The sequence below is a fragment of the Arthrobacter sp. genome, from assembly GCF_031988865.1.
Lineage (GTDB): Bacteria > Actinomycetota > Actinomycetes > Actinomycetales > Micrococcaceae > Arthrobacter_B.
The window spans coordinates 1-15,225 of record NZ_DALZXY010000006.1; the positions used below are offsets into that span (position 1 = coordinate 1).

Sequence of the window (15,225 nt, forward strand, 5' to 3'; positions counted from 1 at the left end):
CGGGATCAGGGCCAGCGCCACCACCAGTCCGGCCAGCGCCTCGGTCTTCAGCAGCTGCGGCGAGCGCAGGGTGGAGAGCACGGTCTGCCGTGCTGCCGGGGCAGTTGCTGGAGCGGGGCTCGGGGCAGGAAGGGACAAGGCGGTTTCCATTCGGGTGTGCGGGATGTTCGGCGGCCGGGACGGAGTGCCGGGGCCGTGCCTCGAATCCGGTTCCAGAATACCGCCGCCGGTCCAGCCCGCTGGTGCAGCCAAGGGTTCCACCAGCAGACTGTAACGGCTCGTATGAGAGGGTCGAAACAGAAACAGCAGCCAGTGAAAAGCAGGGGGACATGGAAAACGAACCATCATTCGTGCCGGGCGTCAGCAGGTGGCGGGCGGACGGCAGCAAGCTCACCGGGGCCTTCGGAACCTGGCGCGGCAGCGAATACGAGCTTCGGGATGTCCGACCGAGTCAGTACGGAACCCTGACGCTGGTCAGCAGGGCCGATTTGGCTCCCGGCCCTGAATGGAAAACGTGCCGCCGGCATCCGAATAATTTCGCCGCAACCCCGGTCGACCACATCCTCCGGGTGCCAGCTGACGAAGTATCAGGTGTTCAGGAGGTCGAAGTATCAGGAGACCTGGGCCGGGGACGGCAGGTCCGAATCCTTGCCGAAGACGCCGCGGGAAGACTCGCCGTCATGCAGTCAAGCCGCTGGGAGGAATCCGACCAGCGCAGACTCATCAGCTCTTACGGTTTCCATCCCTTCTCTTACAACGAACCGTTGTTCCACCAGAGCGTTGCCGGCTGGATCCCGGCCGAGCAGGTTCACGACATCCAGAGCACAGTCGAAAAGTTCTGAGGACCTGCCCCTGGTTCCGCACCCCGGCCGCAGGCGTGGGGCATACTCGTCCGCATGGCCATCACAGACTTTGAGCGCTATCCGCTGACCTTCGGGCCGAGCCCGGTTCACCCGCTCCCCCGCCTGAGCGCACACTTGGGCGGCGGCGTCGAGATCTGGGCGAAGCGGGAGGACGTCAACAGCGGCCTGGCCTTCGGCGGCAACAAGACCCGCAAGCTGGAGTATCTGGTACCCGATGCGCTGGCGCAGGGCGCGGACACCCTGGTGTCCATCGGCGGCTACCAGTCGAACCACACCCGGCAGGTCGCCGCGGTGGCAGCCAAACTGGGGCTGAAGGCGCGGCTGGTGCAGGAGAACTGGGTGGACTGGCCGGACCCGCTCTCGGACCGCGTGGGCAACATCCAGCTCTCCCGGCTCATGGGAGCCGACGTCCGGCTGGACAGCGCCGGCTTCGACATTGGCATCCGCAGCAGCTGGGAGGCCGCCATTGAAGAGGTGAAGGCCGACGGCGGAACTCCCTACGCGATTCCGGCCGGCGCCTCGGACCATCCGCTGGGCGGCCTGGGCTTCGCCAACTGGGCGTACGAGGTGGAGCAGCAGGAGCGTGAGCTTGGCATCTTCTTCGACACCATCATCGTCTGCACAGTCACCGGCTCCACCCACGCCGGCATGATCGCCGGCTTCGCAGGCCAGGAGCGGCCGCGCCGGGTGATCGGCATCGATGCCTCCGCCACACTGCAGAAGACCCGCGGCCAGGTAGAGCGCATCGCGCGGAACACTGCGGAGCTGATCGGACTGGGCCGGGACCTGCGCGACGACGAGATCACCGTACTGGAGGGCTGGGCCGGAGATCTCTACGGCATTCCGGTCGACTCCACGCTGGAAGCGATCCGGCTCGGAGCATCGCTTGAGGCCATGATCACCGACCCGGTCTATGAGGGGAAGTCCCTGGCCGGGCTGATCGACCTCGTGACCAGCGGCGGCATCCCGGCCGGCAGCAGGGTCCTCTATGCGCATCTCGGCGGACAGCTGGCCCTCAATGCCTACAGCGGCTTATTCCGGGGGTAACGACCTGGGACCCGGCTAAAGCGCCGCTAGGGCAGCAGCCACCAGAGGCTGGAAAACCGCACCGGTGGTCCTTTGCTTACCGAAACGCAGTGCATAGGCGGTTCCCACACAGGGAGAGGCTGTGTAGCCTCGGGTGCACCGCAGCTACCGCTGGCCCTGATCAAAGGAGATCGTCCATGCCCAACCTCGCCGGAATCCTGACCGACACCGCAGCCCGCGTTCCCGGGAACACCGCATTGAAGCTGGCCGACACCGTCATCAGCTACCAAATGCTGAACGCCATGAGCGCCAAGGTCGCAGGACTGCTCCGCGCCCGCGGCGTGCAGCGCGGAGACCGGGTAGCCCTGATGATGCCCAACATTCCGCCGATGGCCTCGGTCTACTACGGGGTACTGCGCTACGGGGCTGTCGTGGTGCCAATGAATCCCCTGTTGAAGGCCCGGGAAGTCGCCTACACGCTGCAGGATTCCGGTGCGAGCCTGCTCTTCGCCTTCGAGCTGATGCTTCCCGAGGCCGCCGCGGGCGCCGAGGAGGCCGGCGGCGTGGACGTCATCCCAGTCAACGCCAGCAGCTTCCGGGAGCTGCTCGCGGACACCGAGGCGGAGGACGGCGTTGCTGAGGTCGACGGCGGGGACATCGCCGTCGTCCTCTACACCTCCGGCACCACCGGCCGGCCGAAAGGCGCGGCCCTGACCCATAACAACCTGCGCAGCAACGCCGACGTCGCCCGGGACCTGCTGGGCATCACGGAAACTGACGTGATCTTCGGCGGTCTGCCTTTCTTCCACGTCTTCGGGCAGACCGCGGCGCTTAACGCCGCAGTGCTCGCCGGCGCCGCCATCAGCCTCCTCCCCCGGTTCGACGCCGGCCAGGCCCTGGAAATCATCGAGCGGGACAGGGTGACACTCTTTGAGGGCGTGCCCACGATGTACGTCGGGATGCTGCGCCACCCGGACCTGGCCACCACCGACATTTCGTCCCTGCGCGGAGCCATCACCGGTGGGGCCGCAATGCCGGTCGAAGTCCTCCGGGAATTCGAGGAACGGTTCGGTACGGAGCTGCTCGAAGGCTACGGCCTGTCCGAAACCTCTCCGATCGTGTCCTTTAATCTCCCCGGCGAGGAGCACCATCCCGGCTCGATCGGCAAGCCGGTGTTCGGCATGGAAGTGCGGATGCTCGACGGCGAGGGCCATGACGTGCCGATCGGTGAGATTGGCGAGCTTTCGGTCCGCGGGCTCGGCGTGATGAAGGAGTACTGGAACAACCCGGAGGCCACGGCGGCCGCCATCCCCGACGGCTGGTTCCGCACCGGTGACCTCGCCCGGTTCGATGAAGCAGGCAACATCTACATCGTGGACCGGAAGAAGGACATGATCCTGCGCGGCGGCTACAACGTGTACCCGCGCGAAGTGGAGGAAATCCTGTACGAGCATCCCGCCGTCGCGGAAGCCGCCGTCGTCGGAATGCCCGATGAGCTCAACGGCGAGGAAGTGGCGGCCGTGATCGGACTCAAGGCCGAGGCCGTTCCGCAGGACGACGACGCCCGGGACGCGCTGGCCGCTGAGATCATGGAGTTCGCCAAGGACCGCCTCGCCGCCTACAAATACCCGCGCCGGGTGGTGTTCACCGATGAACTGCCCAAGGGTCCCACCGGCAAGATCCTCAAGCGTGAAATCAACGTTCGAGCAGCGCAGCCGGCCCCCGGGGTGCGGGCCGGCACCCTCGACGTATAGGGGCCGCGGCAGCCGCCCTTACCGGGAGACCTTGCCGGTCAGGGCGGCGACGGGCCGCAGGAGCAGTGGACGGGCTGCCACCCACGCTCCGACCATGACCACCACCGAGACCGCGAAGAACCAGAAGCCGGTCCAGCCGGTATCGTCCGACGCGGCGTACATGTGGTTCAGGTTCCGCAGCACCCCGGTGGTGAGCACCAGCGTGATGTGAACGATGATGAACAGCACGAAGTAGACCATCACCGGGAAGTGCACTGCCCGGGCCGTTTCAATGCGGAAGTACCGGTTCACCCGGGATTTGGCCGGCCAGGACGGGGACATCCGCAATCCGGAGATGATGGCCAGCGGCGCGGCAATAAACACGATGGAGAAGTATGCCAGCAGCTGCAGGCTGTTGTAGTTGACCCAGCCGTTTTCCAGCGGCCACTGAAGCGAGGCGTACTGCAGCGCGGCGGAGGCGGCGTTGGGAAACACATCCCAGCTGGTGGGCACCAGCCGCACCCAGTGGCCGGTGGCGAAAATCAGGACGTAGAAAATCAGGCCATTCAGGACCCAGAGCACGTCCAGGCTGAGGTGGAACCAGAGGTCCAGGCTGATTCGCTTCGGCGGGTTTTTGGTGCGGATCAGGCCTTTGTTGTTCCGGGTCCACGACCCGATGGGCCGCTGACGGGTCCGGATCAGCCAGCCCGAGCGGATGATCAGCAGGAGCAGCAGGGAATTGAGGAAATGCTGCCATCCCACCCACGCCGGAATCCCGACCGGGGCACCGTCAGGGAGCGGAGAGAATCCCGGATACTGGGCCAGGAAGTCCTGCAGTGCAGGCGTGTCCCGGAGCCAGCGGGCGGCCAGGACGACGCCGGCGAGCACCAGCAGTGCCACGGGCACCATCCACGCCAGTTTCAGCCAGGGGGACCTCGAGGCCGTCCGGGATGGGCTGGGGCTCATTCGGAGCCTGCCGCAGTTGCCCTGCGCACGGATCTCCGGTTACGGAGCGCAGCCGGTCCCGGCCGGGTATCCCGCGGTGCGGAATGGTCAGTCTTCACAGTTTCCCCCGTTTACTCGAGCCGCTTTCGTTGCCGGTGAGCCTACCGGACCCGGCCCTTACAAGCGCCGCCGCCCCGTGACCTGGTCCGAAGTTTCCGGGGCCTCCTCCGCCCCGACGTCGGGCAGGTCCGTGTGCTTGTCCGACCGGACCAGGACAAGTCCCGTCACAATCAGGGCCCCGCCGACCAGCTGGATGGTCCGCGGCAGCTCCGAAAGCAGCAGCCAGGCCCACAGCACGGCAAAAAGCACCTCGGTGAGGGAGACGAAGGAGGCTACCCGGGGCCCGAGGGCACGGGCAGCGATGATCCCGGTGACGTAGGCCAGCACTGTGGAGAGCAGCACCAGGCCGATCAGCGGAACCCACCACCGGGTCACCCAGCCGGCCAGCTCCACGTCCGCCGTGCTGAACCCGGTAGGCAGGAGTCCCGTCAGGCCGAGCAGCAGCATGGTTCCGGCGCCAACCAGCAGCCCGCCCGTGGTCAGCACCAGCGGCGGGAGGGTGTCGTTCTGCTTGGCGGTAATAAAGAAGTACATCGCCAGGCAGACGGCGGCAGCCAGGCCCCAGGCGACCCCAAGGGGGTCCACCCGCAGGTCACCGCCCAGATCAAGGACCAGGACCAGTCCGACGACGGCGGCCGCGGCGCCGAAGATGGTGGCGGTTCCGGGGCGACGGCGGCTGCGGAACCACATCCACAGCACCATCAGCACGGGGGCCAGAAATTCCAGCAGCAGGGCTACGCCCACGGACAGGCGTTCCACTGCGTTGAAGTAGAAGAACTGGCACCCCGCCACACCCACCAGGCCAAACAGGCCGATGGTTTTCCAGTTCTGCCGGACCTGGTACCAGCGGCCATGCAGCGCAATAAGGGCAGGGACCAGCAGTACCAGGGCAGCGCCGCCCATGCGGAACGCGACGGCGGTGGCCGGTGTCCAGCCTGCTTCCATCAGTGATTTGGCAAAGGACCCGGAAAGGCCGAAAACGGCCGAGGAGAGAAGCGCGATAAGAATGCCGGAGGCACCGGCTGCAGCAGCGGGCGACAGCGCGCGTGACGCGGATTTGGGCTGTTCCATGACGGACCTTTCGAGGAAGCGGCCCGCCCCCCAATTGGGCAACATCCCGAACTTGTCACCAGCTTGTCACGAGCTAAATGGGCCTATGCTAGTGACACTAGGGTGGTCAATGTCAGGAGTCAAGATGCTTTTCACTTATGACACGGAGGTGGCGCTGGTAACCGCCGCCGCCTTGGCCAACACGGCCTCCGAGGACCCTGATCCCCTTGTTGATGACGCTGGCCTCACCCGGTTCCTGGAACAGGAGCGTTTCTCCGGATCCCGGACCCATACCCCCGCTGAGCTAAAGGCCGTGCTCCGGCTTCGGACTGACCTTCGCGAACTCTGGACGCTCCCGGAAGAATCACTGGTTGAAGGCATCAACCGCCTCCTCAGCGCTTCCCGGGCACTGCCGCAGCTGGTCCGGCATGACGGCTGGGACTGGCATCTGCACTGCACACCTCCGGAGGCCGCCCTGGCCGATCGCATGGCAACGGAGGCCGCGATGGCACTTGCCGACGTCGTCCGTGCACGGGAACTTGGGAGGCTGCGCGTGTGTGCTGCCTCAGACTGCGGCGACGTCCTGATCGACCTGTCCCGCAACCGGTCCCGAAGGTACTGCGGCAGCGGAAACTGCGGCAACCGCGAAAACGTGCGCGCCTACCGGCTGCGGCAATCTTCACCCTGACGGGCACGAAGTAACCTTACCAATTGCCATTTCCGGATTTTGTGGCTCGGCTCCGGGTCAGTTCCGGGACCCTTCTATGTCACCGGAATGCCAAATAAGTCTCGGATTCCCGGTGCTGGTTCTTCTTCAGGCATGCCCGGGCAGCATGAGCATGGCTCACGTCTGATGGGGGTATTCAATGAGGAGAACGTCACTAGTCAGGTCCGGCCCAGTGCGCGCCGTGGCCGTCACCGCAGCCCTGGTGGTCGGCGGCGCCATGATCGGAATGCCGGCCCAAGCGGCACCCGGCGCTGGCGAACCAAAGGAGCCGGCCGCATCCCAGCCGGCGGCATCCCCAGCAGCAGAAGGATCCGCCCAACTTCCCGGCGCCCTGCCGCCCGGCCTGGCCGAGGCGCTGCAGCGCGACCTCGGGATAACCGAGGAGGAATTCCAGAAGGCGGGTGAACTGGGACAGCGCGCCGCCGCGGCCCTGCCGCAGCTCCAGGCCACGGACGGCTTCGCCGGACTGGCCCTTGAAGACGCGGAAATCGTCATCTACGGATCCGGCCCGGCGCTGGAAGCCCTGGCCGAGGAGCTGGACGCCCGGCTCGAGGCACCCGCCACCCCCGAAAAGCCAGCCGAAGAAACTCCCGACGCCGAGACGGCTACGGATGGCAGCAGCACTTCTGCCTCCCCCACTCCCACTCCCACCGAGACAGCGCCGGCTCCGGCCCCTTCAACCGAGCCTTCACCTGAACCCGCACCCGCAGAGTCAGCCGCGGAAACCCCTGAGGCGACCCGCACCGCTACCGACCTGGCCGCCCTGGCACAGGACTACATCGCCAGTGTGGGCGTCGAGGGACTCCAGTCCATCAGCCTCGGCCGCGACGGCTTCACCATCAATGTCATTGCGCCGGAAGAACCCGCCGCAGCTTCGGCACGGACCCTGCAGGATTCCGACGCACCCACTCCGAAGGAATTCGCCGACGACTACACGAACGTCGTGGCCAAACCAGCCTCCGGCCCCGGAAAGGCTCTGGAGGACGTCTACGGCGGTCAGGGCTATCTGGGCGACGCCGGCCCCGCCGCCGGGGGCGGGCAGCTTTTCGGCTCCTGCTCGATCGGCTTCAACGGCTGGAACCCGGCAGGTGAACCGGCTGTCATCACGGCCGGCCACTGCACCGATGACGGCGGCATCAAGAACACGTACCTGGCTCCCGCGTCCGGCACCGGACTGCCGACCACACCACTTGGAACGTTCGGCACCTCCGTCTTCGGTGGTCCGGGGAACGCCCCGGGGATCGTCGGCACGGACGTCGCTGTCATTGACGGCATCAACAAGGACCTGGATTTGCTGCCTGAAGTTACCCAGTGGGCCGCCAGTGGACTTTCCGAGACCACAACGCAGATCACCGGCACTGGAACCGCTGTCGCCGGGCTGCCGGTCTGCCGCTCCGGATTGACCACGGGCTGGCAGTGCGGCACGGTCACCGAGCTTGCTGTCTTTGGGGTTGGCGGCCCCAACTACCCGGCCGACCAAAAAGATGTGCGTGCCGTCCTGGGCTTCGAGTCCACAGTGGTGGCAGCGAAGGGTGACTCCGGCGGTCCGGTCATTGCGGGCAACACCGCTCTCGGCCTGGTGAGCGGAGGATTCGACAAGAACGGCGACGGAACCATCGACACGGTGGGAGCCGCAGACCTGACGTCAGCACTCTCCCTCACCGGCGGCTACACCGTAGCCCTGCACGTCGCGGCGCCGACGCTCGACGTCAAAGACGGCGCTACGGTCCAGACCGACCAGGTACTGACCGGCACGGCGCCGGCCGGATCGACGGTGAAGGTCACCGTCAATGGAGGCACCGCCGAAATCCCGGCCGCGGACAACGGAACCTGGTCCATGAAGGTTCCCCGCACGGTTGCCGACGGCGCCGACGCGAAAATCACGGCCACAGCCACCATCGGATTCAACAAGTCCAAGACCACGACGTACAACGTGATCGTGAAGCACTCTGCACTGGCTGCCCCGGTCCTGACCAACCCTGCAGACGGAGCGTCCGTCGTGAACGAACTCCGGGTCATCGAAGGGCTCGCGGATCCTGAGGCCACCGTGACGCTGGAGGTCGCTCCCGCTAACGGCGAGGCAGGTGAAGCCCAGGCCCGGGCAGCCGCCGACCCGCAGGTCCTAACCGCCACGGCTAACGCCCAGGGGGCCTTCTCGGTCCAGCTGGACGAACCGCTGTCCCAGGGAAACTACGTTGTCGCGGCCAGCCAGGACGGCATTCAGGGGAAGACCGCTTCCCCGGTGGCCACCACCACCTTCAGCGTGATCTACCCGGCTCCGGCCATCACATCGCTGCGGGACGGGGAAGTCTTCACCGAAGCGACGGCGCCGGAGACCATCTCCGGAACCGGCGTCCCCGGAGCAACGCTCACGTTGACCGTCGGTGACGCTGATCCCACCGCTGTGGTGGATGCAGATGGCAACTGGACCGTGGAGTTGGGAACGTGGGGCGCCGGTGACTACGTCATCACCGCTACCCAGGAACTCAACGGCATCGGATCCGCCGCGGCGACTGCCAATGTCCGCGTCACGGCACTCCAGATTGCCGGTGTGGTCAACCCGGGTCCGGGCGGCAAGCTGCCCAGCACGGGAGCAAGCGGCACCACCACCGCACTGCTCTCAGCAGCAGGAGTCCTGCTTCTGGGCGGAGCGGCAGGCGTAGGCATTAGCCGCCGCCGGCGCAGCAGCACCCGCTAGCCCCACTCACAAAACGGTCCGGGATCCGCCTTAGCGGAACCCGGACCGTTTTGGTCTGGCAAGATCTCCGGCATGGGCCAATACTGGGAGAGCCCTGCGGGTCAGATGGAAAGGGAGGAGCTCCGGTGCAGTCAGTTCGGTTCGATGCCAAAGCCGGCCCGCTGCCCGCGGTCCGTTCGAGTTCCGCTGCCCGTCCGCGGTCCACACCGGCGGTGCTGGTGCGTGGCGTGGTCATTGGCGCTCTGCTGCTGCCGCTGGCGGGCTGCGGCCCTGCACCGGAGCCGGAGTCCTCCACTGCGGGACGAGCAGACGCCACGTCTTCAGAACCTGCAGTTGTCGAGGGGCCGGGGATTCCGGCCGCTCCGAAGGCCGGATTACCTTCCGCCGGAGCCGAAGAATCACACACGGAGGACGGCATGGCAGATCCGGTGGAAACCAACATGGCCCTCAAGAAGGCACTTGGCGCGGCTTATACCGATGCGTGGGTCGCTGATGGCCTGCTGCACGTGGCGGTCACGGACACGTCCTTTTTCGAGGCCATCCGAGCCACCGGAGCCGTCCCGGTGCAGGCGGCATTCTCCGCCGCGGAACTGCAGGCCGCACTGCGCCTTGTCCAGGACACTGGAACTGCAGCCGGGGTGGCACTTCACAAAATCAGTTCCAGCGGCCAGACCGGCATCACCGCCTTCGTGCCGGCAGGGCAGGTGGAGCAGCTGCGCACGGCCTTGGCCGGTGCGACACTTCCCGCCAACGTACCCGTGGCAGTAGCCGAGTCCACCGGGGTGGGAACCCCGCTGGCCACAAACAACCCCTGACGCACCCCGTTTCGCCCTCTTCGGGGCGCATCCAAGGAACATCCGCTCCTAGACTGAGTGGATCGAGCAGCACGGCATTCCCCGCCTGCCTCCAGGAGCATCCCATGGAGCAAAGACTGCGTTCCACACTGCCGCCCCTCGCCGCCTGGGCCGTGATCGGCGCCTGCATCCTGTTCTGGGTGCTCTCGGCTCTTGGGCTGCTCCGGTTGCCTGCCTCGGTTCCGTCGCTGCTGACGTTCGCCTGGTTGTACCTGAACGCCCTGGCAGCACTGCTCAGCGCCGTGGCCGCGGCAGCAGCAGTTGCTGCCTTGGTCCTGCACAGACGGGAGTCCCGTCGGCTGAAACGGGCGCGGCCTGCCAGCAATCCGACAGACCCGGACGCGGCCGAGGAAACCGGTCTGGACCAGCTACTGAATGAGCCGCGGGCACGCGAGCCCGGCATTCACCTTCCCGAGAAGACCGACCGGCCATCCCGGAAAAAACGGAAGCGCCGCTAGCTTTCCTGAAACAGCCCCAGGTGGGACTGCGAAACTAGGCCTTCCCGGCTGAATCCGGATCCGAATCAGGTGTGGAGGTTCCGGAGTCCTGGACATCCTGGACAGGATCCTTGGAAGCGGGCCCGCCTACGCTGCCTGCGCCGCCGGGGATCTTGGCGGAGGCACGGTGGATGCCGGACCCTTCGCTGAGGTGTTCCGGATTCGGCTTCTCGGTCATCAGCAGGAGCGAAGAAATCAGCAGCGAAGCGATAAACGCAATGCCCGCTGCGGTCAGGCCTAGGTCAAGCCGCAGTTCCTTGGTAGCTCCGCCGGTGGCGAAGATCATGGTGGTGATACCGGCGATGACGGCCAGGACTGCGGAGAAAACCAGCGGGGCTTTCACGGAATTCCGTTTCTGCGGCCCACCGGGCTGGCTCTTCGCCACTATCTGTCCTCCTGCAATATCGTTTGGGGCACTCTTCTACCTGAGGTAGAAGAGCGCGGGTAGTTCTAGTTTAGTGCCTGCGAGGCTTCCTTGCTGTCCCGGGTCAGGCTGGCGTCATGGCGCAGCCCCAGTCCGGAGATCGCAAGAATGACTGCGGTGATGACGGCGGCTCCGCCGCTGACGCCGAGCAGGGCCTGAACCTGGCTGCCTTCGGGCAGGGCGAGGAACACCGGAAGCAGCACACCTGCGCCGATTCCAACCACTCCGGTGATGAGCCAGTCACGGGCCGGGACGAACAGTTTCCGGGCGCGGTACCAGAACACGAGTTCGATGGCTCCGCCTATGAGCAGGGCAGCCGCAGCAACATAGGCAAAGACCTCATTGGACTGGAAGACAGCCACAATAACGCCGGCCGCAGCGTAAATGGCGGCGGCCGCCAGCAACGCGGCGGGGACCGCAGGAACCTGCGAAGCCCGGGCCAGGGCAGCCATCCGCCAGACACTGACGCCGGTCAGTACCAGGTAGATGCCTCCGGCGGCGGCGAGCACCGGAAGGGTCGGTTCCTGCCAGAAAATGGTCAATGCTCCGTAGACCGCCGCAATGACGGAACGCAGCAGGATGGGAATCCAAGGTGCCTTGGGGTGGGATACGCCCACGGTTGGCCTCCGCTTTCAGTTCGCTTGGCGGCCGTTCCGGCCGATCCTTAGCTTAGTCCTTCCGGTTCCCCGGTGCCGCACCGGTCACCATCCAGGCCTCCCCGCGCGCCCGCCAGGAGAGCGTCAGGGCTCGAGCGGTCATGTATCCGAGCCCAAACGCGGCCCAGAGCCAGGCGATCCCGGCGCCGCCTTCGAGCCCGGCGGAATAGACCCACCACAGCAGCGGAAGATAGGCCAGCAGGTTTACGACGCCGGTCAGGGCCAGGTACTTCGCGTCTCCTGCCCCGATCAGCACGCCGTCCAGGACAAAGACCAGGCCGCAGACCGGCTGTGCTGCGGCCAGGACCCACAGACCGGCCGTCAGAGCCTGCTGCACGCCCGGGTCCGGTGTAAAGATCCAGCCCACAAACGGTGCTGCCGCTGCCAGCAGCACGCCGGTGATTACGCCGAAGCCAACGCCCCATGCACTCATCTTCCGGGTCAGCTCCCGGGTTGAGCGGCGGTTCCCGGCACCAAGTTCCTTGCCGATCATCGCCTGGGCGGCGATGGCGAGCGCGTCGAGCGCGAACGCCAGGAACGTGAAGAAGGTCATGACCAGCTGATGCGCTGCGAGGGAAACCGGGCCCTGGGCGGTGGCGACGAAGACGGCGGCGAGCACCGCGATCCGCAGGCTGAGGGTACGGAGCATCAGCCAGGAGCCCACATGCAGGCTGGCGAGGATCCCGGACGCCACTGGCCGGAGGGAGACCGATTCCCGCCGCGCCATGCGCACCACCATCACCAGGTAAACCGCGGCCATGCCCCACTGGCTGATGCTGGTCCCCAGCGCCGCACCGGTCACGGAAAGGCCCAGTCCGTAAACGAGCAGGAAGTTCAGGCCGATGTTCACGCTGAACCCGGCCACCGCAACGGCCAGCGGAGTCTTGGTGTCCTGAAAACCGCGCAGCACGCCCGTGGCGGCCAGCACCACCAGCATGGCCGTCAGCCCTGGCGCTGACCAGCGCAGGTAATCCACGGCGTAGCGCAGCACCTCCCCCTCGGCACCCATCGCACCGGCCAGCCAGGGCGCCAGCAGGATCGCGGCGGCGGAGAGTACAACACCCAGCAGCACCGCGAGGGCGATCCCGTCGCGGCCGGCGGCCACCGCGTCCCGGCGCCGGTCCCCGCCCAGGTACCGAGCCACGGTGCCGGTGGTCGAGTAGGCCAGGAACACCATCAGGCCCACGGCGGTCTGCAGCACAGTCGACGCCAGGCCCACCCCGGCCAGCTGGTTCACACCGAGGTGCCCGACGATCGCGGCATCGGCCAGCAGAAACAGCGGCTCGGCAATAAGCGCGCCGAGGGCCGGCAGGGCAAGGGCAAGGATCTGCCGGCCAAGGCCACGGTTCGATGCAGGGTCCCGGGTTTTCACTCCTCCAGCCTACGGCCGGCCGTGTGGCGGTTCCGGCTTCCCGCGCGGCCGGGCAGGGTCGCAGCGAGAAGGGCAGCCAGGAGCATCAGTACGCCGACAAATCCGGCCAGCCCCGCCCAGCCTGCCCCCTGGAAGAAGAACCCGCCCGCCCAGCCCAGCAGGCTGGAACCGCCGTAGTAGGCGAGGTTATACAGCGAGGAGGCCTGCGCCCGGCCTTCTGCTGCCAGCACCGGCACCCAGCCGGAAGCCACCGCATGGGCTCCGAAGAACCCGGCGGTAAAGACCACCAGTCCGGTGATCACCGCCGGCAGCGTCTGCAGCAGCGTAACCGCCAGACCGGCAGCCATCACCGCGGTACTGGCCAGCAGCACGTTCCTGCGGCCGCCGGCCAGCCGTCCGGCGGCCTTTCCGGCGGCCCGGGAAGACCAGGTGCCGGCCAGGTAGGCAAGAAACAGTGAACTGGCCAGGGCCTGCGGCAGGTTAAAGGGCGGCATCCCGAGCCGGAAGCCCAGGTAGTTGTACACCGCCACGAAACCACCCATGAGCAGGAAAGCCTGGGCGTAAAGCACCAGCTGGCGGGGCGACCGCAGGTTACCGGCGAGCCGGGCACCCAGGCCGGGGCCGCCGTCGTGCCGGCTGCGGGGCCTATAGCCAAGCTGCCGCGGTGCCGCCAGCATAAACACGACGGCGGCCACCGCCGCTAGGAGGCTGACCACGGCCACACCTATGCGCCAATCGGTATATTCCCCGACCGGGGCGGCCACGATCCTGCCGGTCAGCCCGCCGATCGTGGTTCCCGAGACGTAGGTGCCCGCGGCGACGGCGGTGTGGACGGGGCTGACTTCTTCACTCAGGTAGGCCAGTGCGACAGCCGGAATTCCACCGAGGGCAGCGCCTTCTGCGAAGCGCAGGAGCAGGAGGGCCGGAAAATCCGGGGCCAGCGGAACCAGCAGTCCCAGTACGACGGCGGCCACGATGGCCGAGCGCATAATTGGCAGCCGGCCGTAGCGGTCGGCCGCAGCGGACCAGGGGATAACGGCGGCGGCAAGCCCCAGGGTCGCCGCCGAGACGCTGAGGGCTGCGGTCGCGGCAGTGACGCCGAAGTCGGCGGCCAGTTGGGGCAGCAGGCCCTGCACCGAGTAGAGCTGGGCGAAGGTCGCTATTCCGGCGGCCGCCAGGCCGACCAGCACCCCGCGGTAGCCGGCGCTTCCGCGCTCGTGGCCGGGGAATCCTGCTGTCTGTTCAGGCACCGGGGATCCCTGCTTCCCCGTCCGGGGAGGCCGGCTGGATCCTCAAGGGGCCGGACCTGGAGAGGGCAGTGAGTTCCCGCCGCAGGTTGCTGCGCGCGCGGCTGCCCCACATTTCCTCGCCCCGGCGTGTGTGGAAGAGCCGTTCCCGGCCCAGCAGTGCCGCCAGGACCGCGCTACGTCCGGAACGGAAGGACGCATCGTCGATGTGCCGGTACTCCAGGCGAATGTCTGCGGCATACCGGTCATAACCGCCCGGCTCCCGGCCCAGGACGGCCAGATCAGCGTCGCAAAGCAGCGCACCCCGGCCGTCCCCGGGGTCCGGGTCGTGGCCCACTGTCAGGCGGACCAGCCGGGCGGTCTCGGCCACGTCGCTGCTGCCCGCGCCGGTGGCCGGCAGCAGCTGCTCGGCCAGCGCGGCGGAGGCTTCCTCATCTGCGCCGGGCACGCCGTCGTACACCGCGTCATGAAACCAGGCCGCGAGCAAAACCGGACGGTCCTCACAGTCCAGGCGGTGCAGGGCTTCCAAGACTTGGAGCAGGTGGCGGCGGTCGTGGTAGCGGCGGTGCGGCTCGCCCCACCGGTTCAGGAGTTCGACTCCCAGCTCCGGCGCCCCGGGCAGCAGCGCCTCCCAGCGCTGGCGCAGCGGGTGCACCAGGGAGGCGGCGCGTTCACGGGCCGGGATCCGCAGTCCGCTGGCGATCAGCACCCGGACCAGGGCAGCGCCGTCGACAGCGGTGGCTCCCCCGGCCACCAGGTCCGCATGCCGGTGCGCGGGAACGTCATAGTGGTCCTGGTCGAATGCCCGGCGGGAGATGCCGGCGGCGTCGGCAAAGGCGTGCAGCTCCTCCAGCGAGGTGTCGGAGACCAGGTGGGAGAAGTGTGTATTGTGCGCAGGCCACAGGGGCGGGTCTATATAGATCAAACGGACTCGGAGGGCCGGGGTGCGGGAACCATTCCTCCATCCTTAGTCCACCGGCCCCACAATTTCCATCTGGGCCGCTTGACCGCCG

General features: G+C 67.1%; 14 protein-coding genes. 7 read left to right on the forward strand and 7 right to left on the reverse strand.

What is annotated here, in order from left to right; genetic code table 11:
• Positions 1-329 precede the first annotated feature (329 nt).
• From RTN46_RS02005 to RTN46_RS02015, 3 genes are all read left to right on the forward strand, one after another.
• Positions 330-842, forward strand: a complete 513-nt coding sequence (locus RTN46_RS02005) for a hypothetical protein (protein ID WP_312178755.1) — start codon at positions 330-332, stop codon at positions 840-842.
• Positions 843-896: 54 nt separating this feature from the next.
• Positions 897-1,910: a 1-aminocyclopropane-1-carboxylate deaminase gene (locus RTN46_RS02010; RefSeq protein ID WP_312178756.1), complete on the forward strand. Its 1,014-nt coding sequence runs from the start codon at positions 897-899 to the stop codon at positions 1,908-1,910.
• Positions 1,911-2,086: 176 nt separating this feature from the next.
• A complete protein-coding gene (locus tag RTN46_RS02015) occupies positions 2,087-3,643 on the forward strand; it encodes a long-chain fatty acid--CoA ligase (protein WP_312178757.1) in 1,557 nt (518 codons plus the stop codon).
• An 18-nt stretch (positions 3,644-3,661) separates the two neighbouring features.
• On the opposite strand, the gene RTN46_RS02020 is transcribed toward RTN46_RS02015, so the two are convergent.
• Both RTN46_RS02020 and RTN46_RS02025 read right to left on the reverse strand, forming a co-directional pair.
• Entirely contained in the window at positions 3,662-4,588 is a 927-nt protein-coding gene (locus RTN46_RS02020) for a cytochrome b/b6 domain-containing protein (RefSeq protein ID WP_396157177.1), read from the reverse strand.
• Positions 4,589-4,744: 156 nt separating this feature from the next.
• Positions 4,745-5,758: a DMT family transporter gene (locus RTN46_RS02025; protein WP_312178758.1), complete on the reverse strand. Its 1,014-nt coding sequence runs from the start codon at positions 5,756-5,758 to the stop codon at positions 4,745-4,747.
• A gap of 124 nt (positions 5,759-5,882) precedes the next feature.
• Here RTN46_RS02025 and RTN46_RS02030 point away from each other — a divergent pair, with 124 nt between their 5' ends.
• The 4 genes from RTN46_RS02030 to RTN46_RS02045 all read left to right on the forward strand — a co-directional run bounded on the left by RTN46_RS02030 (position 5,883) and on the right by RTN46_RS02045 (position 10,474).
• Positions 5,883-6,425, forward strand: a complete 543-nt coding sequence (locus tag RTN46_RS02030) for a CGNR zinc finger domain-containing protein (protein WP_312178759.1) — start codon at positions 5,883-5,885, stop codon at positions 6,423-6,425.
• A 220-nt stretch (positions 6,426-6,645) separates the two neighbouring features.
• Complete coding sequence (locus RTN46_RS02035) at positions 6,646-9,162, forward strand: trypsin-like serine protease (RefSeq protein WP_312178760.1); 2,517 nt, start codon at positions 6,646-6,648, stop codon at positions 9,160-9,162.
• Positions 9,163-9,287: 125 nt separating this feature from the next.
• On the forward strand, positions 9,288-9,977 hold the full coding sequence (locus RTN46_RS02040; protein WP_312178761.1) for a hypothetical protein: 690 nt from the start codon (positions 9,288-9,290) through the stop codon (positions 9,975-9,977).
• 104 nt (positions 9,978-10,081) lie between these two features.
• Positions 10,082-10,474: a hypothetical protein gene (locus tag RTN46_RS02045; protein WP_312178762.1), complete on the forward strand. Its 393-nt coding sequence runs from the start codon at positions 10,082-10,084 to the stop codon at positions 10,472-10,474.
• Between the two features lie 34 nt (positions 10,475-10,508).
• Here RTN46_RS02045 and RTN46_RS02050 read toward each other — a convergent pair whose 3' ends face one another.
• The 5 genes from RTN46_RS02050 to RTN46_RS02070 form a co-directional block, all read right to left on the reverse strand.
• The gene (locus RTN46_RS02050) at positions 10,509-10,898 is read right to left on the reverse strand and encodes a hypothetical protein (protein WP_312178763.1); all 390 of its coding nucleotides are present in this window, start codon (positions 10,896-10,898) and stop codon (positions 10,509-10,511) included.
• A 65-nt stretch (positions 10,899-10,963) separates the two neighbouring features.
• Complete coding sequence (locus RTN46_RS02055) at positions 10,964-11,554, reverse strand: hypothetical protein (RefSeq protein WP_312178764.1); 591 nt, start codon at positions 11,552-11,554, stop codon at positions 10,964-10,966.
• A 52-nt stretch (positions 11,555-11,606) separates the two neighbouring features.
• Positions 11,607-12,965, reverse strand: a complete 1,359-nt coding sequence (locus RTN46_RS02060; protein ID WP_312178765.1) for an MATE family efflux transporter — start codon at positions 12,963-12,965, stop codon at positions 11,607-11,609.
• Positions 12,962-14,215, reverse strand: a complete 1,254-nt coding sequence (locus tag RTN46_RS02065; protein ID WP_312178766.1) for an MFS transporter — start codon at positions 14,213-14,215, stop codon at positions 12,962-12,964. The genes RTN46_RS02060 and RTN46_RS02065 overlap by 4 nt, the downstream gene beginning before the upstream one ends.
• Positions 14,208-15,137, reverse strand: coding sequence for a DUF4031 domain-containing protein (locus tag RTN46_RS02070; protein WP_312178767.1), 930 nt, complete (start codon positions 15,135-15,137; stop codon positions 14,208-14,210). Before RTN46_RS02070 ends, RTN46_RS02065 begins: the two co-directional genes overlap by 8 nt.
• Between the last annotated feature and the right edge of the window lie 88 nt (positions 15,138-15,225).